This is a genomic window from Kribbella sp. NPDC054772 (genome assembly GCF_053611945.1).
Genome location: NZ_JBSHBJ010000004.1, coordinates 215165 through 238183, shown reverse-complemented (window position 1 = coordinate 238183; position 23019 = coordinate 215165). Strand labels below are relative to the sequence as shown.

Genomic DNA, 23019 nt, shown 5'->3' with positions numbered 1-23019 from the left:
GGTGGCCGGGGTGAGGTAGAAGCTGGCCTGGTCACCTAACCTTCAGCCGCGCAACACCTCCGCCTACTGACGATCTCTGGGAGATGCATATGTATACAGAAAGGCTCCGGGTCGACGGTGAGCTCTTCGAGGTCTCGGTACGCCAGGACCACCCCGGTACCTACGACTACGACTGGGTCTCCGGCCCGAACCCCGGCTACGGCTTCAGCGAATCAGGCCCGCAGCAGCACCTCCGGACGCAGGCCGACCACGAGCAGGCGGTCCGCGCCTTCCTCTCCGGCATCAACCCCGAGACCGGCTACCTCGACTAGCGCGGGACATAGAGTGTCCCGGTGCTCACCATCGACCGTCTGGGACCCTCCGATCGCGCCGCCTGGCAGACGTTGTTTGCCGGCTACAACGAGTTCTACGGCCGGACGATGCCGGACGCGTTCTTCGACGAGGCCTGGCTCAGGTTCGAACGGGACGACGAGGTCCACGCACTCGGGGCCTACCTGGACGGGCAACTGGTAGGCATCGTGCACTTCCTGACGCACGCCAGTACGACGGCCGCGGACTCCTGCTACCTACAGGACCTCTTCACCGCCCCCGAGGCCCGAGGCCAAGGCGCGGCCCGAGCCCTCATCCAAGCAGTCACCACCTGGGCCAAAGACCACGACTGCGCCCGCGTCTACTGGTCGACCCACGAGTCCAACACCACCGCCCGCCACCTCTACGACCAGGTCGCCGAAAACCGCGGCTTCATCCTCTACAGCATTCCGCTGTAAGCGTCCGCCGAACGGTCCACAGTGCAAGGTGCTCATGCCTGACTTGATTGCCGCCACCGCGGCTTGTATCGCCGCTGTCCTGTCCGGGCTTTCGCTGTTCGTCGGCGGTCGTCGGGAGGAACGCCGGTGGCGTCGCGAAGCGATGACCGACACCCTGGTGACCTTTCTCGACGCGAGCTTCTCGGGCCCGGGGCAGCGCGTGTACGACGCTCGTTCGCGGCGTGACGATCTCTCTGAACATCGTCACGAGAGCGAGCTGGCGCGACGTACCGAGATCGACGCGCTCACCAGGCTGCGGTTGCTCGCACCGAGCGACGTCGTACTCGCCGCCGAGCGCCTGCACGAGGCCGGCCATCAGGTGTCGAGCGCCGTGTTCGCATCGAACGGCCTACCGTCGGAGGAAGAGTGGCAACAACTCCGCCTCCGCCGACGCGGCGCCCGCGAAGAACTCCTCGACACCGCCCGCAAGACCCTAGGCCTAGGCCCCGCCCAAGCCATCGGCCGCTAAGAACAGGCGGCATCACTCCAACAGACGATCCGGCACCGCCCGCCGCCACTTCAACCACAGCTCCGACAGCCAGTCCGCACCGTCACACGACCGCGGCACGACGTCCTTGCTCTTTTGTCGCCGGCCGTTCCCGGTATTACGCCAAGACTCCGAAGAAAAGTCTGGGCGAACCGTTGACACTCTGTCAGGGGTGCCTAATTGTGTTCGATACTGATTATTCGTGCGCAGCAGTGCGCATCGCGATCGGAGCCGCCCTATGTTCTCCAGAACCCGTCTGCTGTCCGCGGTCGCCGCGGTCGGCTGCCTGTCGTTCGCAGTTCCGTCGGCGCCGGCGTCGGCCGATAACGGCACCGGTGTCATCCACGTGGACTGCTCCGGCAGCGGTTCCGGAGACGGTACGGCGGCCCGGCCGCTCACCACGCTCGCCGCCGCGAACGCCGTACAACTGCACGCTGGACAAGCCCTGCTGTTCAAACGTGGTTCGCGGTGCGTCGGCACCCTTGCTCCGTCCGGCGCGGGTGTGGCCGGCGCCCCGGTGCGGATCGGCGCGTACGGAGCCGGCCAGGCGCGGCCGGTCATCGACGGGAACGGAGCCCCGGACGCCGTCCTGTTGCGGAACACGCAGCAGATCGAGGTGCGCGACCTGGAGGTCACGAACGCGGCCAACCCCGGCAGCAACCGGCGCGGCGTCCACGTCCTGCTGGAGGACTACGGCCAGGGCCGGCACTACGTGATCGACAACCTCTTCGTCCACGACATCTGGGGCGACGACACGAAGAGCACCGGCGGCAGCGACGGGATCCTGTTCTCGGTCGTCGGCGACGTGCGCGAGAGCAACTTCGACGACGTCGCCGTCACCAATAACCACGTCGCCGGCGTCAACCGGGGCGGCATCCGGTTGGTGCCGTCGCAGTGGGAGCAGCGGGCCGTGGTCGGTTCCGTGGCGCCGTTCACCAAACCGTGGACCCCGAACACGCGGATCGTTGTTCGCGGCAACGACGTACGGGATGTCGGCGGTGACGGCATCGTGGTCCTGACCGCCAAGGACGCGCTCGTGGAAGGCAACCGGATCGACGGCTTCCAGCGCCGGTCGACCGGCTACAACGCCGGCATGTGGCCGTGGAACTCCGACGGTACGACGTTCCGCCACAACGAAGTGTCGGGCGGTGAGACCACGCGCGACGGGATGGCGTTCGACGTCGACCAGGGCACGGACGGCACCGTGTTCGAGTACAACTACAGCCACGACAACGCGGGCGGCTTCCTGCTGCTCTGCAACGCCGCCGGCCGGGTCGCCAACGCCGTGGTCCGCTACAACGTCAGCCAGAACGACTCGTACCGCGGAGTCGAGATGTGCTCCGGCCCGCTCCAAAGCGCACACGTCTACAACAACACGATCTACGTCGGTGCGGGTCACTCGATGACGGTGATCAACGAGAACACGACGGCACCACACAACGTCCGCTTCGACAACAACATCGTCGTCAAACAAGGCGCAGGCTCCGCAGCGATGCGTCTCCAGCCCGGTACGTCGGTCCGCCCGTCGTACAACCTGCTCGTCAACATCGGCGGCACGTTCGCGAACCCGGGCGGCTCGACCGCTGATCCGCTGCTCGCCGGGCCGGGCGCCGCGACCGGGATCGCCGACCTCGCCGGCTACCGCCTCCGCGCGGGCTCGCCCGCACTCGGCGCCGGCACGGTCATCCCGTCCAACGGCGGCCGCGACATCTTCGGCCATCCCGTCTCCGCCGACCGCGCCCCGGCCATCGGAGCGGCCGAGGGGCCTGGGGTGCACTAGGGCGATCGAGTCCTCGCGGGATCCGGACAGGACGGGCGCGGTGGGAGGCCGCAGACGTGGTCAGCTTGGTTCAGCTGTTGAAGTGCGCCGCGGGTGGCGTGCCAGATCCGCGTCGGCAACGAGGAACCCCGCACCGCTGGTCACTCGCTGCGCTCGGGCTGATCGGCGGTCGGTGGAGAGTCGTGGGGTTCTTCCTCAGCAGCTGGATCCGGCTCGTGGAGCGGGCCGGTGGGTGACAGCCAGGAGCGGGTGAAGGCGAGCAGCATCTCCAGGAATCGTCCCATCGGCACCTCCTCGATCCGTGGCTGCTGAGCCTGCCCGCTCCCACTTTCAAGCCGCTTTCACTCGCGAAGTACTACGGTGAGGCGCGCGCGAACGCCGTACAGCATGCGGAGACCTTCCAACTCGCCGACTACGGACGCACCGTCTCCGATGACGAACTCCGCCGCCTGATCCCCCTGTTCGACGGACCCCGGGCGCCGGGCGCGAACTCGGTCGCTGAGTGCGCGCTCGGTGGTACTTCTCGGCGTGCACACTATGGGCATGGTGGACGTGGGGACCAGCTACAACCAACTGTCCGGGCGCGACGCCGAACGGCTGCGGACGCTGGCTGACGGTGTCTTCGCCGTGGCGATGACCCTGTTGGTCCTGGACGTACGCCTACCCGAAGGCACCGAGGCGACGACCAACAGCGGTCTCTGGACTGAGCTGCAGGCGCTCGGGCCGCAGTTCGCGGCGTACCTGCTGAGCTTCACCATGCTCGGCACGTTCTGGCTGGCGGAGCACACGCTGCTGAACGTGTGCGAGCGCTCCGACCGAACGCTGGCGTGGTCCGTGCTGGCGTTCCTCTTCTTCGTGTCGACGCTGCCGTTCTCGGCGTCCGTACTGTCCTCACACGTTCACCTGGCGCTTGCCGTGGGCGTCTACTGGGCGAATCTGCTCGGTCTCGGGGTCACGCTCGGCTGGCAGGTCGTCCACGTCATGCGGGCCGGCCTCGCGGAGCGGTCCGAGTCCGTGCTCCTGATCCGGCGTCGGCTCGTGGTCGCCCAGACTCTTTACGCGCTGGCCGCGTCGATCTCGCTGCTCAACCCACCGGCCGCCATCATCGCGCTCGCGGTCGTGCAACTGTTCTTCATCGTCTCGCCCTGGCTTCCGTTCCGCTTCTAGGGCAGCTGGTCACGCACCCAGCGCGGCGCTGGGTTCACCCGGCTCTCGCCACCGACCACGACGGTCGGCACCGTCTCGTTCCCGTCCGCCACCGCCCGCACCGCCGCGGCCGCCTTCGGGTCGGACCAGATGTTCACCCACGAAGCTCCGCCGGCCGAGCCGAGCAAGGCGAACCGCAGCCGCAAACAAAACTGACACCCCGGCCGCCAGTAGACGATCGGCTTCCCCGCCCGCCCCGCCTCCGCCACACTCACCGACCGCGGAAACGCCACCGGCGAAAACAGCAGCCCGAGCAGCACGCACACCACGAGCTCCACCACGGCCACACCCCGCGAACCGCCTGTCCAAGACCAGCCGCCGAAAACCAGCCCCATCACCAAGAACCCCACCGCAAACTTCCAACTCCGCAACACCCCACCATCAAACCAGACACGGCCCCTCGCTCAAACGCTTACATCAGGACGCGCTCGAGCGACTCGGCTCCGCGCAACCACCAAGCGACCTACCCCATGCACCTCCAAAAGAATGCGCCGATCCCCGCTTCGGAGTACGACAACGTGAACGCGACGGCCCTCCTCCGTGTTCACGGCCACGTCGAGCCGGTCGGCTCGCTCGAGCGCTGCCGGTCCGGTACGACATCCCCTCGCGAGCCGTGCACCCCAAGCCGACGTACACCCGCCGAGTCGTGGCCCCTGGCACCGAAACACCGACCAGAACCCACGACTCGACGGCGCGGGTGTCCGCCTTTCGCCACGACTCGGCGGGCTGGGCGGGCGATCTGAGAGCCGCGGGCGACGGTCTTCGGCTCAGATGGTTCTCAGGTGGGGGTGGGTACGGTGCTTCGATGCCTAGGGTTGCTGTGTGTGAGGATGATTTGGCGCTGCGTGGGCTGTTGAGTCGGGCCTTGCGGCGGGATGGGCACCAGGTGGTTGCTTCGGCGACGGCTGGGGAAATGCTTGGCCGGCTCGTGCCGGAGCCGCAGGTTGTGATCCTCGATATCGGGCTGCCGGACGCCGACGGGCGGGACGTGTGCCTCGCGTTGCGGGCGCGCGGCGTTGATGCGCCGGTTCTGATGCTGACGGCCCTGGGCGGTACTCATCACAAGGTCAGTGGGTTCGAGGCCGGGGCGGACGACTACCTGACCAAGCCGTTCGACATCCCGGAGCTCCTGGTCCGCGTCCGCGCGCTGCTGAAGCGGACCACGGTTGCGGTTGCGGCGGATGAGGTGGTGCTCGATCCGACGAGTCACGAGGTACGGCGGGGGCATGCCGGCGAGTCGCTGACGCCGACCGAGTTCCGGCTGCTCGGGCGGCTCATCTCCGTGCCCGGTGAGGTCGTTCGCCGGCACTCGCTGGTCGCGGCGGGCTGGCCGCACGGGGCTCAGGTCAGTGAGAACACACTCGACTCCTACCTCCGCAGGTTGCGGGTGAAACTGGACCGCCTCGGGGTGGCTGAGCGGGTCGGCACTGTGCGTGGGGTCGGCTACCGATGGGACTGACCGGCTTCCGGGCGCGGATCGTCTCGCTGGCGGTGCTCACGGCGACGCTCGTTGTCGCCGTACTGATCGTTCTCAGCCATGTGCTCGCCTCGCGGGCGACCGAGACCGACACGCGTACGCTCGCTCGGACCCGGGCCGACGCCGTCGCGGCGACCGTTGAATCAGGCAACGGAAAGATCACCCTGGTCGAGGGCGCGGGAGACGCCTTCGACACCGTCGCCTGGGTCGTCTCCGACGGCCGTCTGATCGACGGCGAGCTGCACCCGACCGTCGCAGATGCGGTTGAGCGGCTGGGACTGACCGGCCGCAACGACTTCCTGCCGACGGGCCACTACCTCCTGTACGCCGAACCGCTGGCGGTCCCCGGACACAAGGTCACCGTGGTGGTCATGGTCGACCTCGCACCGTTCGAGAAGTCCGAGCAGCGCAACCTGGTGATGTCCCTGATCCTCGGTGCGCTCGTCATCGTCCTCGCCGGCGTCGTGGCGTACGTCGGGGTGAGCCGCGCGTTACGTGTCGTCCACCAGATGTCGGCGCTGGCGGACGAATGGGGCGACCACGATCCGGACCGGCGGTTCGGCCTCGGACCGCCGCGCGACGAGTTCGGTGAGCTGGCCCAGACGTTCGATCGGCTGCTCGACCGCGTGTCCGCGACGATCGCCGACGAGCGCCGGCTGACCGACGAGATCGCCCACGAGCTGCGCACGCCGGTGACGGTACTGCGTGGCGAGGCTCAGCTCGCGGAAATCTCGGGAACACAGGTCGATCCACAGGTCGTCCTCACCGAATCCGATCGCCTCGCGACGGCGGTGAGCACGATCCTCGATGCCGCCCGCACACGGAGCCGCCGTGATTCCTCCTGCAGATTGCGTCCGGTGATCCGCCAAGCCGTCGAGAGTCGCGCCATACCGGCCGACAAGTCGACGGGCGTCGAAGTCGACGGGCCGACGGATGTCGAGGTCGCCGTACCCGCAGAGGTCGTGCTGTCCGTGCTCGCCCCGCTGCTCGACAATGCCACGCGGCACGCCAGTACCAAGGTGTCGCTGGTCGTCGAGACAGCCGGAGCCGACGTCCTCGTGCATGTCCTCGACGACGGGCCGGGCTTCGATCCGGAGGACGTCGAGCGTGCGTTCACGCCCGGCCACAGCGCGACGAGCGGGCACGGATTGGGGCTGGCCGTCGTACGGCGGATCGCGACGGCGACCGGGATCGGCGTACGGGCGCTTGCGGAAGGCAACGGTCACGTCGAGGTCCGATTGCCGCGCACCTGACCGATTCGTAGTCAGGTTGTGTGCAGGTGGAATAGGCAAGTCTGGCCGGCATGACTACAGAAACTGCATCCCGTACGGCGGCGCCTCGCGTGCTGCTGAACAAGGTGCCCGAGGTCACCATCTGGTTCTGGCTGATCAAGATCCTCTGCACCACCGTGGGTGAGAGCTTCGCCGACTGGATCAACATGCAGCTCGGCGTGGGACTCATCGCCACCGCAGTGATCTTCACCGTGGTGTTCGCCACGGTCCTGATCTGGCAGATGACCCGGTCGCGCTATCAGCCGGCCGCATACTGGCTGACAGTCGTGGTCGTCAGCGTGACCGGCACGCTGTACACGGACATCCTGACTGACCAACTCGGCGTACCGCTGTGGATCAGCACCACGGTGTTCAGCATCGGACTCGCGGTCGTGTTCGGCATCTGGTGGGCCCGTGAGCGCACGCTGTCGATCCACAGCATCGTCACCCGGCCCCGTGAGGCCTTCTACTGGCTGGCCGTCCTGGTCACGTTCGCTCTCGGTACGGCGGCCGGCGACTGGACGCTCGAACTGACCGGGTGGAGCCCGGGTGTGTCCGTCCTGCTGCCGCTCGCCCTGATCGCGATCGTCGTCAGCTGCTGGCGATTCGGCGCGAACCCGGTACTGGCGTTCTGGGTCGCGTACATCCTCACTCGCCCGCTCGGAGCCAACCTCGGTGACTGGCTCGCCTCGCCGAAGGTCCCGGACAAGGGCCTGGGACTGGGGACGCTGGTGACCAGCATCATCTTTCTGGCGGCCATTCTGGCGACTGTCGTCTATCTGACGCTGACCAAGTCCGACGTGATCGAGGGCCATCAGCACCGGGACCAGAGCGCGAAGTACCACCGGCCGGGACGCGAGTGGCCGATGGCCGGCGTCATGCTCGCCTCCGCCGTCGCGGCCGCGGTCCTGCTCAACTGGGCGTCCGCCCAGCCGCACGCGAACGCGGCCGCCGAGAACGAGGGCCCGAACCCGGGCGCGAAGATCCACCTGACGTCGGCGCAGGCCGTCGCGCACTTCCCGAAGGCCGACGTCGCTCGCTACCAGGCACTGGTCCGTAGCATGCGGACCGATCTCGCGAAGAACGATCAGGGCGCGTTGAACGGCGCCGTGAACGCCTACGAGAAGGCCTGGGACGACGACCAGGACAAGCTCGAACCGCTCGACAAGAATGCCTGGGCCTTCATCGACAACGAGAACGACGCCCTGTTCACCTCAGTCCGCGAGACCAAGAGCCCCGCGGCCGAGAAGCAGGCGATCGACGCCCTCCTGAAAACCCTCGGCTGACCTCTGACGGCCTGAGCGAGACCGACCAGAACTCGCTCAGGCCGCGCCGCGGCGCGGTTGACGATCGGGACGTACTGGCTCGATCGTCAGGCCATGATCGCTGAAGGCCAAGGCGTCGACGAGCAGCGGGACCGCGACCGCACAGCAGACACCAAGGATGATGACGCCGGAGTCGTTGACGATCAGACCCACGACCGCGGTGACCAGACATGCCACGATGCACGGCCGGAGTAACGGTTCGGCGGCGAAGGCCGCGTCGGCGCGCAGCGCTCGGAATCGCTGCGGCCGGGTCACCAGTGCGACCGTGACCAGCACGATCACAGCGACGAGAACGGCGATCCAGGGTCGGTCGATGAACGACTGCGCGTTGGCATCGAGCTTGCGCCGCACCGTGCTGCCGGCGCTTCCGTCGATGACCTGCTGGACGAACTGGCCCAGGTGCGTCCGGCTCCCGGCGGGCCGGGACCAGTCGGCGAGCGCGATCCCCACGACCGCCGCGATTGCGACTCCGGCGGTGACCAGGACCCACCGGGTTCGGAGCCGGATCTGCGCGACCGCCGCGATCAGGACCGCGAAGCCAGGGACCAGCGCGAGCACTCCCCCGAAGTCGGCGCCGTACGACGGCCACCCGTCGACCACCACACTCGCGGCACCGATCCCCGCGACGGCCGCCACGGCCCATCGACGGCGCCCGTGGCCGATCAGCAGACTGGCGATCCACGTGCTGGCGATCAGCACGCTCACCGCGAAGACTGCGAACGCGACGTTTCCGAACCCGTAGAACCGGCCCGCGTCCAGCGGTGACAAGCCCCAGAGACTCGACAGCTGAAGACGAGACCCGGTCACAATGTCCACCGCCAGAACCACGGCCGTGACTGCTGCCACGAACCCTGCCGACCCGAGGCGATGTCGCCGCCACGGACCGAACCGAGCCAGAGTCCCGATCGCCACCGCCCACCCGATGGCGCTCGCCCACAGACCGATGCCCGCCCGGGAGAACCGCCACCACTGGGTCAGGTTCGCCAAGAAGGATGCCACTGGCAACGAGGCGGCGACGAGCAGCAGCCACTGCGGCCGGCGGAATGCAATCAACAGCGCGCTGGCGACCAAAGCGCCGACGGCCACAAACCAGTAGAACGCGACGATGTTGCCGTCGATGGTCTGTGCGGCGCGGTCGAACTGGCTCAGCTCACGGACCAGCGCCTGCGGATCACGCGGTGCACCGGGCGAGGTCCGCAGTACCGAACCGACGGCTCGAGGCGGCGCGTCGACGCCCAGCCCTGCGAGGATCGTCGGGGTGACGTCGGTCAGCTGCGCGAGCCCGCGCTGCCTGGTCGAATTCGCCTCGATCCAGCCCGCTGGGAAGCCGCCGCCGTGCACCAACAACGTCTGCAGGTGCGGTGTCGACTCGTTGGCCATGCCAACCAGAACAACCTCGGCGTGCGGGTGCGCGCTGGTTACCTTGCCGATCTCGGCGTCCATCGCGCTCAGGGCCGCGCGACGCCCCTGGCCCTGCGGAAGACTCCCGAGGTCGGCCACGGTCAACGGACACGCGCTCAGATCGGCACTGTCGAGTCGCGGGGCATAGCGCGCCACGTGACCTTGGGCGTCGGCGAGCGCGAGGCCGGCTCCAGGACCGACCGCGTTCGCGCAACCGCGGTGCGCGGCCCCGGCCGCCAACAGACCGAGCTCCGGGTTGTACGACGAATCGGCGCCTAGCCTCCCGATCTCGGACCATCGGGAGACGCTGGTACTCCCCTGCGACGACACCAACTCAGCGGGATCGGGACAGATTCCATTCGTCCGCGGCGCAACCATCCGTACGCCGGTGTTGAGCGTCAGCCAGGCATCGGCGGGACAGCTGGTCACGTCCGCCGTACGCACGGATACGGCCCCGACCGCGGACTGCCCGACCAGACGCCACAGATTCGGCGTCGCGGAAGCCGAGACGTCGGACCACTCGAGCCCGCCCACGCCGAGCACGATCACCTGGGGGTCGGCCGGCGGCGCCGCGGTCGCGTTCGACGGAAGAGCCAGACTCAGCGCCAAGAACCCCAGTGCCCCGAGCAGCACCGCCCAACAGCGTTCCGACGCTCTCATGTCGTACTACGTGGCCGAGACCACGCCACTGGTCAGGACCACCAACAGCGCGGTACCCAGCAGGACACGATAGAACGCGAACACCTCGATCGAGTGCTTGGCGACGAAGCGCAACAACCAGGCGACCGACGCGTACGCGACCGCGAAGCTCACGACCGTCCCGATGACCAGGGCCGCTGCCCCGGTGCCACCGCTCAGGGCGTCCTTCAGCTCGTACAGACCGGCCCCGACCAGCGCCGGGATGCCGAGCAGGAAGGCGATCCGGGTCGCCGCCACGCGATCCAGATCGAGAAACAGACCGGCCGAGATCGTCGCGCCGGACCGCGACACCCCGGGAATCAGCGCCACGCACTGCACCACGCCCATCACCACCGAGTCGAGCATCCGGATCCGGGTCAACGGACGGGTCCGCTTCCCGAACCGTTCGGCCAGGACCATCACGAGGGACCAGACGATCAGGCCTGCCGCGACCCACCACAGACTCCGCAGCGGACCCGAGATGATGTCCTTCGCGAGAAAGCCGACGACACCGATCGGCACCGAGCCGACGATCACGTACCAGCCCATCTTGTAGTCGAAGTCGGTCCGCTCGTCCCGGTTGGCCAGGCCTCGGACCCAGGCAACCACGATCCGCCGAATGTCACTCCAGAAGTACAGGACGACGGCAGCGATCGCCCCGACCTGGATCACGGCGGTGTAGCCGGTCACCGCCGGATCGTCGATCGACAGTCCGAGCATCTTGGACACGATGGTCAGGTGGCCGGTGCTCGACACGGGCAGAAACTCCGTCAGCCCCTCGACCACCCCCAGGACCAGCGAGTCCCAGATCGTCACGCCGTGCGTCAACTGCTCTCCTCGGTCGGTGCGGGTGTCGACAGGACCGTACCGACGCTCTCCTGAGCGGGACCTGAGAGAAATGGCGTGTCAGCCGCTATAGATCCCAATGGCCAGCAGCGCTGCCCAGGTGAGGCCCGCGATCAACAGCACGCGGTCGTGGAAGATCTCGTGCTCGGGTTCTTCCCCACGGCCGGTCGAGACCAGGAGCCCGTAGCGCAGCAATCCGGTAAGGAACGGGACGAACGAGATCGCCAGAAGTTCGCGGAGTACGTCGTGACCGAGGTACTGGAAGGCCCACATCCCGTACGACAACGCCGTACCGAGCAAGGCCACGGTCATCACCTGGTCGAGCCATGACGCTGGGTAAGCAGCCAGTACCGGCCTGCTCACCGCATTGGTGGCCGACACATGCTCGGCCTTCCGCTTTCCAGTCACCAGGAACATCGCACCGAACAACGACACCAGCAGGAACCAATGCGATACCGGGATCCCCGTCGCCGTCCCGCCGGCCGCCGCGCGGAGGACGAAGCCGAGGGCGACGATCATCAGGTCGACCACCGCGACATGTTTCAGCCCGAGGACGTACAGCACCTGAGAGGCGAGGTACGCCGCGGCGAGCGCGAACGTCGACAATCCCAGGCTGCTTTCGATCGCGAGCCCGAGCAGCGCAGCGGTCACGCCGAACACCACGGCCATCGTCGGACTCAGCGAACCGGACGCGATCGGCCGCAAGCGCTTGCGCGGATGCCGCCGGTCGTCGGGCGCGTCCCGGATGTCGTTGAAGGCGTAGATCGCCGCCGCCAGCAACACGAACCCCACCGCGGCGAGGGCAGCCTCCAGCAGCACGACAGGAGACGTCAGGGCGCCTGCGGCCGCTGGTGCCGCGAACACCATCACCGCCTTGTGCCACTGCTGCGGCCGGCTCAATCGCAGCAACGCCCTTGCGGTGGATTCGTGCCGCACGACCGAGGTGCGGGTCTGCAGGTCGGTCATGACGCAGTCACATAGAAGAAGTCGCGCTGGTCGGCAACCAGGTAGCGATCCGTCGGCGAGTTCATCGAATGCAGCAGCCGTTGCCCGGTCACGGCACCGTTCGCCCCGGGCTGCTCGATGTCGAAGCTGACCATCGCCGAATGGATGTCGAGCTCCATACCTTGCACGATGCCCGCCTGCTCCATGGCGGCGGCCAGCGTCGCGAGGGTCAGCTTGTTGCCGGCGACGTAGATCAAGTTGCCGTGGGCATCAGTCCCGAGCCCGGACCGCCAGGTGTACTGGAACTGGCTGCGCACCGTTCCCCAGCGCCCGTTCGCATTCACCGTCAGGCCGGGAACGATCTGGTGGTCGACGATGACCGGATCGAGGTTCTGCCGGACCGCCACCACATCCTTGGTCATCCCCACGGTCTGGTTCCAGGTACCGATGCGCGCCGAACCGTCGCGCATGATCACCACGGACGCGCGACCGTCGACCAGCGGCACCGCCGGCTCCTGGTTCGTCCACCATCCGCCGTGCGAATCCTTCATCTTGAAACCGGCGTTGAACGTCGCCACCAACGCGGAACGGTCGGCGGGCGGAACGGAGTACCCCTCCTTGGACGCCATTCCGACGACCGGCTCCCGCGTCCCCGGCATCAGGTGCAGGTGATAGGTCCCCCGCGGCAACAAGGCCGCTGCCGCCGTGACCGGCAAGTGCCCGGGATCGGGCCGGAACCAGGTCGTCCACACCACGGGCACGCCGGACCGTGATTGCCGCGCTACCGCCCAGGTCCCCTCGTGCGCGAACGGCTTCGGCAGCAGCCGAACCACGGGCAGAGCGGCCGTACTCGCGTGAACAGCCGGCCGGCCGGGCCTTGGCGATGAGGTGGTCTCCGGGGTGGTGGTGTCGATCGGCGCTCCGGTCGCCGACGGTTGCTGGTGGGAGTACTTCCAGGTCTCGATGGTGTCGATCACCACCCCGCCGCCATGATCGCGGAACCACTCCACCGTCCGGACCGAGAAGCTGGCGTTTCCGGGGTACAGCAACGCCCGCACGTACGACACCACGGGAACGACCATCAGCAGACAGACGGCTAGTGCGATCCACCGTTTCCGCACCCGCCGCCTGCGCCTCCGAGCGTTCTGCTTCATGACCCCAGTAGATCGAGGCCGTCCTGAGAGGACACGGAGAAAGTCACCGCCAGGCAACGGGCAGCAGCCGTCGCGGTACCAGAGCCAACGCCCGTACGACGAAGCCCATCGGGCGCGGCACCCAGATGATCGTCTTGCGACCGTCCAAGGCCGCGGCGACCCGACGAGCCACATGCTCGGAATCCGTTGCGAGTGGGGGCTTCGCGAGGTCGGCGGTCATCCGGGTCGTGACGAAGCCGGGCCGGACGACGAGCAGCTGTACGCCGGTCTCCGCGGCCTGTCGCGCCAGCAGGACTGCCGTTGAGTCCGCCAACTGTTTGCCGATCGAGTACTCCGCGATCGACTGCCGCGGACGCACCGCGGCCGCCGAGGACAACAGCACGATCTGCTGAGGCTTGCGCTGTACCAATGCGCGGAGCAGGAGCGCTACCGCAAAGCCGTTCACGATCACGCCCTCCGCGAACGACTTCGTGGACATCGACCCCACGGCGACGATCGCGAGTTCGAGCGGATGCTCCGCACACGCGTGCTCGAGCATGCCGTCGATCTCCGCGGAGTCGAGCCCGGCGTCGTACTCTGCCGTCGTCACGGAGTACCCCGCATCGCGGAGCTTCTCGGCGTTGTTCCAGAGCTCTCCGCTGGGCCGACCGGCCAGGATCACCCGGCGCGGCGCCGGTCCGAGCAATCGGAGTAGCACGGCCATCCCGATCTCGGACGATCCACCCACAAGGAGCACCGAACCGGTCATGACAGCAGCTTCAGTCGCTCGGCGAGCCCGGACGTCCAGACCCCAGCCGGGTCCAGTTGGCTTCGAGTGCGCTGCCAGTCCGGGAGCCGCGGGTACATCACGGGAATCAACTCGGCATCGGTGACCGCGTCCTTTGCCAGGTAGACCCGACCACCGGCACCGGCCACTACCTTGTCGATCGGATGCAACGCGCCGGCGTCGTGCAACCACCGAGCCGGCAGATCGACGGCCAGCGTCCAGCCCGGAATCGGGAACGTCAGCGGCCCCGCCGTACCGAACCCGAGGTTCTTCAAGGTCGCCAGCGCCGGCGTCATCCCATGAGTGCTGAAGAAGGCAAGCACCTCGTGGAGCACCCCGACTTCATCCGGCGGTACGGCGAGTTGGTACTGGACCATGCCGCGGCGCCCGAACGCCGCAGGCCACGCGTCGGCACGATCGAGCGGGCAGAGCGCCGTACGCCTGGCGACGAGCTGTGAGTTGGCCGACCTGGTCAAGTGCCAGCGCGCGGCGGACGCCGTGGCGATGGTCGCAGCGGAAACGACCCCCGGTCCTGGCAACGATCGGAGTTCGCGCGTACTCGTCACGCGAGTCTCGGGGAACGGCGCGACCACACCAGGTAGATCGAGTGTCGAGGCGTCGTAGTACTCGTCGACGATCCCCCGCCCGGCTCTGCTGCCCCGCGCGTTCGCGTCGAGCCAGGCGATCACGTGCCGATCCGGATCGAGCTCCTGCCGCGCGGCCGCCGTACGCATCGCCTCGACGGTCTCGTCCAGCGAGTGGGTCCGGACGCGGTTCCTGACCATCCAGCCGGTATCCACGCGCTGCAACTGGATCGCGGCACGCAGGATGACCCCGGTCAGGCCCATACCGCCGACCGTGGCCCAGAAACCGTCGGCATCCTGGCCGGCCGACATCCGAACCGCACTGCCGTCGGAGAGCAGTACGTTGATCCACAGGACATGGTGTCCGAACGACCCTGCTCCCGGATGGTTCTTCCCATGGACGTCGCTGGCGATCGCGCCGCCGACCGTGACGCGCTCGGTTCCGGGGACCACCGGCAGTTTCCAGCCCAACGGGAGCGTCTGGTCGATCAGGTCCTTCAGCAGGACACCGGCCTCGACGACGACGATGCCGTTCCGCTCATCGAACGCACTGATTCGGTCCAGACCGGTGAGGTCCAGCACGACTCCGTCATCGGCGACTTCCCCCGGCAACGCCGCGTCACCGTAGCTCTTGCCCGCGCCGCGCACGGTGATCCTGGGCTCGGACAGCACCACGTCGACCAGCCCGGATTCGAGGGCCGGTCTTCGGACCTCGGCCGTCCGGCGGAGCGTTCGACCCCAACCGGACAGCGACTGCGTGCTGGGACTGTCGGCGATCATGCTGTCGACGCTAGGTACTGCCGGCTGAGAGTGTGCTGAGCCACCACGATCCTTCCCGGTGCCGACAGCAACTATCCCGGGACGGCCTCTCAGGCGGCCCTCAGGCTCCGGACGCGACACTTGATGCAGCGTCCGCCTCTGCACCGCTGTCCCTTGCGACGATGGCCGGGACGGAGGAGCCAACGAGCAGAGGACAGGGAGCTCCAGTTGTCAGGACTGCGTAACGCGATCTCCAGACTGAACCGCGCGAGCGTGCGGAGCAGATCAACCGCGGCCGCGGTTCTGGTCGTCGCGGTGGCGATGGCCGTCGGCGCCGCTCTCCTGTTGTTCCTGCTGCAGCGAGGTCTCATCTCCGCGGTGTCCGACGCGGCCGACGGGCGCGCGGCCGACGTCGCTGCCCAGGTGAGTGACGAGGGCGTCGAGAACCTCGGTACCGATCTCGCCAAGACGACCAGAGCGAGTCAGATCGTGCAGGTGCTGGACAGTTCGGGGAAGGTGGTCGCTGCCTCGTCCGCGCGGGCGGAGTCGGCGCCGCTGACGCACCTGAAACCCGCCGCGAACACCGTGCAGCGGGCCGAGGTCGGCGAGATGCGGCTGCTCGACGACGATCACGACTACCTGATCGTCGCGCGCGGCGTCCAGTACGGCGGTCAGACGTACTCGGTCGTGGTCGCGTCATCCGTGGCCACGCAGCGATCGACGCTCGCGACCGTCACGCAGTACCTGCTGATCGGGTTTCCGGTGCTGTTGCTCGTGGTCGGTACGGCGAGTTGGCTGCTCACCGGGCAGGCGCTCAGGCCGGTGGAACGGATCCGGAGGCGGGTGCAGGGCATCGAGTCCAGCGACCTGACCGAACGGGTGCCCGTGCCGCAGACCGATGACGAGATCGCGCGCCTCGCCGCGACGATGAACGAGATGCTGGACCGCCTGCAAACCGGACAAGCCACCCAGCGTGCTTTCGTGGCCGACGCCAGCCACGAGCTCAGGTCTCCGCTCGCGACCATCGCCGCCGGCCTCGACGTCATCGAGGCCTCCGCCCGCGGACAGACCTGGCAGGAGTTGCACCACCTGATGAAAGGCGAGGCCGAGCGCATGCGGCGCCTCGTCGAGAACCTGCTCCTGCTCGCGAAGGCCGACGACGCCGCCCTGCCGATGCATCGCACCGAGGTCGACCTCGACGATCTGGTGGACATGGAGATCCTGCGGCTCCGCGAGAGCAACCAGATCAAGGTCGTGGGCGACGTACACCCGGTCCGGGTGTTCGGCGATCCCCTGCGACTGAGCCAGCTGATCCGCAACCTCGTCGAGAACGCCGCGACGGCCGCGCACAGCACGGTCCGGCTCAGTACGACGGCACAGGACGGTCACGCCCTGCTCACGATCCAGGACGACGGCGACGGCATCCCGGAGAGGGACCGGCAACGGGTCTTCGAGCGGTTCGTCCGCCTGGACACGAGCCGCGCCCGGGCCAGCGGGGGCTCCGGCCTCGGCCTCGCGATCGTCCGGGAGATCATCAAGGCCCACAACGGCACCGTGACCCTGAGCCCGGCCGACGACGGCGGCACCACGGCGACGGTGATGCTGCCACTCCCCTGAGAACGCGGTCCGGAGCTACTCTGAGAGAAAGCTGAGTCACGCGGGCCGACTCAGGTTGCTCTCAGCTGAGGGGTCGGACACTGGAAACATGCGGGTACTGATAGTCGAGGACGAGATCCCCCTGGCCGAGACGGTCCGGCATGGGCTCACCGAGGACGGCTTCGTGGTCGAGGTCGTCCACAACGGCGTGGACGGCGTGTGGGCCGCGACCGAACACCCGTACGACGTCATCGTGCTCGACATCATGCTGCCCAAGCTCAACGGCTACAAAGTGCTCGAGCAGATCCGCGAACGCGGCGTCTGGACCCCGGTCCTGATGCTGACCGCGAAGGACGGCGACTACGACCAGACCGACGCCTTCGACCTCGGCGCCGACGACTACCTGACCAAGCCGTTCAGCTTCATGATCCTCGTCGCCCGGCTGCGGGCCCTGATCCGCCGTGGAGCGCCCGAGCGGCCGGTCGTGATGAGCGCCGGCGATCTGAGCCTGGACCCGGTTCGGCGCCGGGTCGAGCGGGCCGGCCAGGAGATCGTCCTCACCCGCCGCGAGTACGGCCTGCTCGCGTACCTGATGCGGCACCGCGGCGAGACGGTCAGCAAGGGCGAGATCCTGGAGAACGTCTGGGACCCGGCCTTCGACGGCGACCCGAACGTCGTCGAGGTCTACATCCGGTACCTCCGGCTCAAACTGGACGCGCCGTTCGAACGGAACGCGATCCAGACCGTTCGCGGCATGGGCTACCGCATCGATCCCGACGGCGGCTGATCCCTCTGGAACCGCAATCACCGCCACGTTCCCCCGAGCCGAAGGCCTTGTGGCCGCTGTCACGAAGTGTGGTGCTCGGTCTGCTGGTGGCCCTCCTCGGGGCGATCGGATTCGTCGTCCAGGCGGACGCTGTCGTCGAAGGTGACGGACTCGCTGCCTTCGACCCGCACCTGACCCAGGACTTCGTCGCGCACCGCACCGCGGGACTGAGCAAACTCGCCCAGACAATCACCTTCTTCGGCGGAGTACCGGTCCTCACCGCGATCACCGTGATCGTCGCCGGCCTGCTGAGACTCCTGACCCACCGCTGGCGATCCTCGATCATCCTCCTCGTCGGCATGAGCGGCGCCGCGCTCCTCACCACGATCATCAAACTCCTGATCGGCCGTCACCGACCCGATTCGAGCATGGTGATCGGCACCGTCAACACCGGCTTCTCCTTCCCGTCCGGCCACACGCTCAGCGGCACGACCTTCTTCCTACTGCTCGCCGGCCTGCTCTGGTACTCAGCCGCCTCCCGAGCCCTCAAGATCGCCGGTACGGCGCTCGCCGTCGTCCTGAGCATCGCGATGGGCCTCAGCCGCGTGTACCTCGGCTACCACTGGGCCACCGACGTACTCGCCGGCTGGACCCTCGCCCTCACCTGGCTCTGCCTCCTCGCCACAGCCATCCACTTCATCTCCACCCGCCAACGCAACAGCCCCCGAGCGGTCCCGCAATGACTTCCTCCGGGGGTGCGGCGGATGAAACCATGGGTGGCATGCGAGGGAGAACGGGGCATCTGGCCTGGTACCGGACCGATGAGGCGGCGGCGGACGTCGCCTTTCTGCATGGGTTCTCGGACTCGGCGGAGTGTTGGGGGCCGGTGATCCGCGCACTGCCGGGGGTGCGGACGCTCGCGATCGACGCGCGTGGGCACGGTGAGTCCGGGCTTCCTGAGGAGCCTGTGCGCTATACCGCGCACCGTGACGACGCCGCTCTCGTCCTGTCGAGCCAGCCCGGCGACGGAGACGTTGTCGTGGTCGGGCATTCGATGGGGGCGATGGCGGCCGCGTACCTGGCCGCGTCGAGGCCGGAGCTGGTGCGCGCCGTCGTACTGGAGGATCCGCCGACCGGGGCCCCGGGCAACCATCAGGACGAACCGTGGCCCGAGCCGGACTGGCTCGCCGGGCTCCGGGCCCTCGACCTTCAAGCACGTGTCGCGCGCGGACGGGCCGACGATCCCGACTGGCCCGACGACGAGCTCGAGCCCTGGGCCGTGTCGAAGGCGCAGGTCAACCCGCACCTGTTCGACCTCACGTTCCAGCAACCGATCGCCCTGACCGAGCTGCTGGCCTCGATCACGTGTCCCGTGCTGCTGATCCATGGTGACACCGAGCGCGGCGGCCTCATCTCCCCGGAGTACGCCGACGACTGCGCGCGAGCCGCGGCCGGCGAGTTCCGTGCGGTGCAGATCGCCGGAGCCGGTCACTCGGTACGCCGCGACAACCGTCCGCAGTACCTCGCCGAACTCACCACCTTCCTCACCACCGTCGAAGCGCACACCTGAGAGCTGCTGTCCGGTGCGCATCCTCGGTCCCGCAATCGCAGTCGCCGCGATCGTCACTGCCTGTACCCCGTCAGGCGCACCATCGACTGCTCCGTCGACCGCACCATCGAGTGCCCCGCCCAGTGCACCGTCATCCGGTGGTGCGGCCCGAACTGTGCCGCGGCCCGAACATGTCGTGATCGTCCTGTTCGAGAACACGGGCGCCGAATCGATCCTCGGCAACAGCAACGCGCCGTACTTCAACCAGCTCGCGTCCAGCGGAGCGAGCTTCACCAACTCGTACGCGATCGAGCACCCGAGCCAGCCGAACTACCTGGATCTGTTCTCCGGCGCGAACCAGGGTGTCACCGACGACTCGTGCCCGAACACCTTCTCGACCGACAACGAGGGCGCCGAGCTGATCGCCAAGGGCCTCACCTTCGCGGGCTACTCCGACGACCTGCCGTCCGCGGGATCGACGGCGTGTACGTCGGGACGGTACGCGCGCAAGCACGTCCCGTGGGTCAACTTCACCAACGTGCCGGCGGCGGACAGCAAACCGTTCAGCGACTTCCCGACGGACTACAGCCACCTACCGACGGTGTCGTGGGTCATCCCCAACCTGTGCAACGACATGCACGACTGCTCCACCGAGACCGGCGACGGCTGGCTCAAGAGCCACCTCGACGGGTACGTCCAGTGGGCCGCGACGCACAACAGTCTGCTGATCACCACGTTCGATGAGGACGACGACAACTCCAGCGGCAACCGGATCGCGACGATCGTCGACGGCCAGCAGGTCAAGCCGGGCAGCTACGACGAACGGATCGACCACTTCCGCGTCCTGCGCACCGTCGAGGACATGTACGGCCTGCCGCACGCCGGCGCCGCGGCGAACGCGGCACCGATCACCGACACCTGGAAGTGACCACCCGGCCGGGGCTCCGGTGGTGGGCACGTAGGCTCGCTCCGTCATCGGTACCCGACCTGGTAAGGACCCTCGATGAAGACTGTGCCTCTCGGCGCCACCGACCTCGCCGTCCCGAACGTGACCCTCGGGCTGATGCGGATCGGGAGCAAGACCGACGACGAGATCCGTACCCTCGTGCGGACCGCGCGCGACGCCGGCATCGACTTCTTCGACCACGCCGCCGTGTACGGTCCTGGGCTGCACGGCGCCGAGCAGCGGTTCGCGGAGGCGCTCAAGCTGACGGCGTCCGAGCGCGCCGAGATCACGCTCCAGACCAAGGCAGGCATCGTCCCGGACGCCGGGTACGACTCCTCCTACGAGCACATCGTCGGCTCCGTGGAGGACTCACTGCGGGCGCTGCGCACCGACTACCTCGACGTACTCCTGATCCATCGCCCGGACGCGCTCGTCGAGCCCGCCGAGGTCGCGCGGGCGTTCGACGACCTGGAGGCGGCCGGCAAGGTCCGCGCCTTCGGGGTGTCGAACCACACGCCGCTGCAGATCGAGCTGCTGAAGACCGCCGTACGCCAGCCGCTCGTGACCAACCAGCTACAGCTGTCCATCACGCACGCGCCGATCGTCGCGCAGGGCGTGGCCGCGAACATGGCCGGCCTCGACCAGGCCGTCGTGGTGGACGGCGGCGGTGTCCTCGACTACTGCCGCATCAACCGCATCACGGTGCAGGCCTGGTCACCGTTCCAGGCCGGGTTCTTCACCGGCCCGTTCCTCGACTCCCCGGAGTACCCGGAGCTGAACGCCGTGATCGATCGCCTCGCCGAGCAGTACGACGTACCGCCGATCGCGATCGCCACCGCCTGGATCACGCGGCACCCGGCCCAGATGCAGGTCGTCCTCGGCACCACGACCCCCGAGCGCGTCGCCGGCGCCGCACAGGGCTCCGACGTCCCGCTCACCCGCTTGGAGTGGTACGAACTCTTCCGCACCGCGGGCCACCGCGTGCCCTGACGGCTCGGCGACCCGTTCTCGATCGTGACCTGCCCGACCGGAGGCAGCACGCCAACAGCGCGGTAGTCACCCGGATCACGGCGGCTACGAGCGCCTGTTCCCCGGATGGTAGGCACACGCGTCGTCGAGGTTCTGCGCTGTGTGCGGGGTCACAGCCGGGTTCGCCCGTGACGGCTTCCTGGCGGTGTGCGGGGTGATCGCCTGCTGGATGAGCTTGCGGATCGCCGCGTAGTCAGGGTTCCGGCCGGTCGGGAAGTTCTTGTTCGGGTCCAGGTTCACGGTCGACACACCCGCGGACTTCACCTTGAGAGCCAGCTGAACGAACGCCGGCAGCAACTCCTGCGGTATGTCGGTGCGCAACATCTGCCGGCTCGCCGCAGCAATCTGCTGGTACTGCGTCACGAGGGTCCCCGGGCTCACGCTGCTCACCAGCGCGCGGACCGTGCAGCGCTGCCGCTCCTGCCGGGACGCGTCGTCGAGCCCGTACCGACCGCGAGCGAACCACAGCGCGTGGTAGCCGTCGAGGTGCTGGTTCGCTCCCGGCTCGATGTAACCCGACGGCTTCTTCGGCGCGTTCGCGCCCGGCCCGATCCCGTACTCGCCGCCGATCGGCACCGGGTAGTTCACGTTCACCGTGATCCCGCCGACCGCGTCGACGATCCGCTGGAAGCCGGCCAGGTTCACCTGCATGTAGTACTGGACGTCCAGCCCGAGCGCCGCGCCAGCAGCCAGCTTGACCGCGTCCGCGCCCTCGTTGTCGGTCTGACCGAGAAGACCTGGGTACTGCTTCGGAATCGTGTCGTACATCGCGTCGAGGTAGTACTGCGGCTGCTCGACATCGCCCAGGTTCGGGTCCCAGAACCCGTCGGGGTACTTCCGGTGCAGTGGCGAGCTCTTCGGGAACGGCATCCGCATCCAGTTCCGGCTCAGCGAGATCAGCTTCGTGGCGCCGGTGTGGGTGTCGATCGAGGCAACCATCACGGTGTCGGTGCGGGTCCCGGTCCGGCCCGCGCCGTTGTCGGCGCCGAGCAGCAGGATGTTCAGCCGCGGCGTGTCCGCCCACGGATCCTTGGTGTTCACCGCCGGCCGGGTCGCCGACCTCGAACTGCCTTCGGACTGGAACACGCTGCCCACCAGATCGCGCTGCGCCATCACGGTCTGTACCGCGAGCGTCGACGGTACGCCGATCGCGAAACAGATCAACCCGACGAACGCCGACCCGACCAACCGCTTCGGCACCGAAGACGACAGTGGCCGCAAGAGCTTGTGCGAGGCCACGACAACCCAGATCCACCCGACAGCGAGCGCCAGGACGACACCGGTTGCCACCAGCAACCGATTCGGATCAACCGCCCACTCCAGCACCAGATCACGCCGGACGAACACGACGTACGCACCAAACCCAACCAGCCCGGCCGCCAACGCCATCACCAACGCACCGAGCCGCCGCCGGCCACCGATGACGAAGCCCAGACCGGGCACCAACGCGGCCAGCAGTGTCTCGCCCATCGCCCGGGTCGTAGTCCGAGCCCGATGCGAGTGACGCGCAGCTCCCCCGATCCCGGGCGCGCCGCGCTGACCGGTCGGCTCCACACCCTGCCCCATCGCGGCCACCCCCACTCCGACACGCAATCAAACCCGCGACGCCCAGATGACGCCCAGGACCTCCGGACGGTTGTCACGAATC

At 68.0% G+C, this 23019-nt stretch carries 23 protein-coding genes; 14 read left to right on the top strand and 9 right to left on the bottom strand.

The features are described from left to right. Window positions 1-89 precede the first annotated feature (89 nt). The 4 genes from ACWGID_RS09250 (at window position 90) to ACWGID_RS09235 (ending at window position 3073) form a co-directional block, all read left to right on the top strand. The gene (locus ACWGID_RS09250) at window positions 90-311 is read left to right on the top strand and encodes a hypothetical protein (RefSeq protein ID WP_452195900.1); all 222 of its coding nucleotides are present in this window, start codon (window positions 90-92) and stop codon (window positions 309-311) included. A gap of 21 nt (window positions 312-332) precedes the next feature. Beyond that, entirely contained in the window at window positions 333-767 is a 435-nt protein-coding gene (locus ACWGID_RS09245; RefSeq protein ID WP_452195899.1) for a GNAT family N-acetyltransferase, read from the top strand. Between the two features lie 34 nt (window positions 768-801). After that, a complete protein-coding gene (locus ACWGID_RS09240) occupies window positions 802-1275 on the top strand; it encodes a hypothetical protein (RefSeq protein WP_452195898.1) in 474 nt (157 codons plus the stop codon). Between the two features lie 256 nt (window positions 1276-1531). Further along, window positions 1532-3073: a right-handed parallel beta-helix repeat-containing protein gene (locus ACWGID_RS09235; RefSeq protein WP_452195897.1), complete on the top strand. Its 1542-nt coding sequence runs from the start codon at window positions 1532-1534 to the stop codon at window positions 3071-3073. A gap of 140 nt (window positions 3074-3213) precedes the next feature. Here ACWGID_RS09235 and ACWGID_RS09230 read toward each other — a convergent pair whose 3' ends face one another. Next, a complete protein-coding gene (locus ACWGID_RS09230; RefSeq protein WP_452195896.1) occupies window positions 3214-3357 on the bottom strand; it encodes a hypothetical protein in 144 nt (47 codons plus the stop codon). Window positions 3358-3616: 259 nt separating this feature from the next. Between ACWGID_RS09230 and ACWGID_RS09225 the strand changes: the two genes are divergently transcribed. Then, a complete protein-coding gene (locus ACWGID_RS09225) occupies window positions 3617-4240 on the top strand; it encodes a TMEM175 family protein (protein WP_452195895.1) in 624 nt (207 codons plus the stop codon). Here ACWGID_RS09225 and ACWGID_RS09220 read toward each other — a convergent pair. Continuing rightward, window positions 4237-4560: a glutaredoxin domain-containing protein gene (locus ACWGID_RS09220; protein ID WP_452195894.1), complete on the bottom strand. Its 324-nt coding sequence runs from the start codon at window positions 4558-4560 to the stop codon at window positions 4237-4239. The two genes, ACWGID_RS09225 and ACWGID_RS09220, sit on opposite strands and share 4 nt — an antisense overlap. Window positions 4561-5084: 524 nt before the next feature. On the opposite strand from ACWGID_RS09220, the gene ACWGID_RS09215 reads away from it, so the two are divergent. Genes ACWGID_RS09215 through ACWGID_RS09205 form a run of 3 tightly spaced genes read left to right on the top strand, consistent with a single transcriptional unit; the run spans window position 5085 to window position 8313 of the window. After that, a complete protein-coding gene (locus tag ACWGID_RS09215; RefSeq protein WP_452195893.1) occupies window positions 5085-5738 on the top strand; it encodes a response regulator transcription factor in 654 nt (217 codons plus the stop codon). Beyond that, on the top strand, window positions 5729-7009 hold the full coding sequence (locus tag ACWGID_RS09210; RefSeq protein ID WP_452195892.1) for an ATP-binding protein: 1281 nt from the start codon (window positions 5729-5731) through the stop codon (window positions 7007-7009). Before ACWGID_RS09215 ends, ACWGID_RS09210 begins: the two co-directional genes overlap by 10 nt. Window positions 7010-7059: 50 nt before the next feature. After that, window positions 7060-8313 carry a COG4705 family protein gene (locus ACWGID_RS09205; protein ID WP_452195891.1) on the top strand — a complete coding sequence of 418 codons (1254 nt, stop codon included), beginning with the start codon at window positions 7060-7062 and terminating at the stop codon, window positions 8311-8313. Window positions 8314-8349: 36 nt separating this feature from the next. On the opposite strand, the gene ACWGID_RS09200 is transcribed toward ACWGID_RS09205, so the two are convergent. The 6 genes from ACWGID_RS09200 to ACWGID_RS09175 all read right to left on the bottom strand — a co-directional run bounded on the left by ACWGID_RS09200 (window position 8350) and on the right by ACWGID_RS09175 (window position 15506). Next, window positions 8350-10413 (bottom strand): hypothetical protein, encoded by a 2064-nt coding sequence (locus ACWGID_RS09200; RefSeq protein WP_452195890.1) that lies wholly within the window; start codon window positions 10411-10413, stop codon window positions 8350-8352. Between the two features lie 6 nt (window positions 10414-10419). Beyond that, window positions 10420-11247: an undecaprenyl-diphosphate phosphatase gene (locus ACWGID_RS09195; RefSeq protein ID WP_452196102.1), complete on the bottom strand. Its 828-nt coding sequence runs from the start codon at window positions 11245-11247 to the stop codon at window positions 10420-10422. A 90-nt stretch (window positions 11248-11337) separates the two neighbouring features. Then, window positions 11338-12243, bottom strand: coding sequence for a decaprenyl-phosphate phosphoribosyltransferase (locus ACWGID_RS09190; RefSeq protein WP_452195889.1), 906 nt, complete (start codon window positions 12241-12243; stop codon window positions 11338-11340). Next, window positions 12240-13376 (bottom strand): hypothetical protein, encoded by a 1137-nt coding sequence (locus ACWGID_RS09185; RefSeq protein WP_452195888.1) that lies wholly within the window; start codon window positions 13374-13376, stop codon window positions 12240-12242. The genes ACWGID_RS09190 and ACWGID_RS09185 overlap by 4 nt, the downstream gene beginning before the upstream one ends. Window positions 13377-13419: 43 nt before the next feature. Beyond that, window positions 13420-14124, bottom strand: a complete 705-nt coding sequence (locus tag ACWGID_RS09180) for an SDR family NAD(P)-dependent oxidoreductase (protein WP_452195887.1) — start codon at window positions 14122-14124, stop codon at window positions 13420-13422. After that, complete coding sequence (locus ACWGID_RS09175) at window positions 14121-15506, bottom strand: FAD-binding protein (RefSeq protein WP_452195886.1); 1386 nt, start codon at window positions 15504-15506, stop codon at window positions 14121-14123. The genes ACWGID_RS09180 and ACWGID_RS09175 overlap by 4 nt, the downstream gene beginning before the upstream one ends. A 207-nt stretch (window positions 15507-15713) precedes the next feature. Here ACWGID_RS09175 and ACWGID_RS09170 point away from each other — a divergent pair, with 207 nt between their 5' ends. The 6 genes from ACWGID_RS09170 (at window position 15714) to ACWGID_RS09145 (ending at window position 21332) form a co-directional block, all read left to right on the top strand. After that, complete coding sequence (locus ACWGID_RS09170) at window positions 15714-17102, top strand: sensor histidine kinase (RefSeq protein ID WP_452195885.1); 1389 nt, start codon at window positions 15714-15716, stop codon at window positions 17100-17102. An 88-nt stretch (window positions 17103-17190) separates the two neighbouring features. Continuing rightward, complete coding sequence (locus tag ACWGID_RS09165) at window positions 17191-17868, top strand: response regulator transcription factor (RefSeq protein WP_452195884.1); 678 nt, start codon at window positions 17191-17193, stop codon at window positions 17866-17868. Window positions 17869-17939: 71 nt separating this feature from the next. After that, window positions 17940-18590: a phosphatase PAP2 family protein gene (locus ACWGID_RS09160; RefSeq protein ID WP_452195883.1), complete on the top strand. Its 651-nt coding sequence runs from the start codon at window positions 17940-17942 to the stop codon at window positions 18588-18590. Between the two features lie 38 nt (window positions 18591-18628). Further along, complete coding sequence (locus ACWGID_RS09155) at window positions 18629-19417, top strand: alpha/beta fold hydrolase (RefSeq protein WP_452195882.1); 789 nt, start codon at window positions 18629-18631, stop codon at window positions 19415-19417. A 154-nt stretch (window positions 19418-19571) separates the two neighbouring features. Continuing rightward, on the top strand, window positions 19572-20324 hold the full coding sequence (locus ACWGID_RS09150) for an alkaline phosphatase family protein (protein WP_452195881.1): 753 nt from the start codon (window positions 19572-19574) through the stop codon (window positions 20322-20324). A gap of 75 nt (window positions 20325-20399) precedes the next feature. Next, window positions 20400-21332 (top strand): aldo/keto reductase, encoded by a 933-nt coding sequence (locus tag ACWGID_RS09145; protein WP_452195880.1) that lies wholly within the window; start codon window positions 20400-20402, stop codon window positions 21330-21332. An 84-nt stretch (window positions 21333-21416) separates the two neighbouring features. On the opposite strand, the gene ACWGID_RS09140 is transcribed toward ACWGID_RS09145, so the two are convergent. Continuing rightward, on the bottom strand, window positions 21417-22841 hold the full coding sequence (locus tag ACWGID_RS09140) for an LCP family protein (RefSeq protein ID WP_452195879.1): 1425 nt from the start codon (window positions 22839-22841) through the stop codon (window positions 21417-21419). Between the last annotated feature and the right edge of the window lie 178 nt (window positions 22842-23019).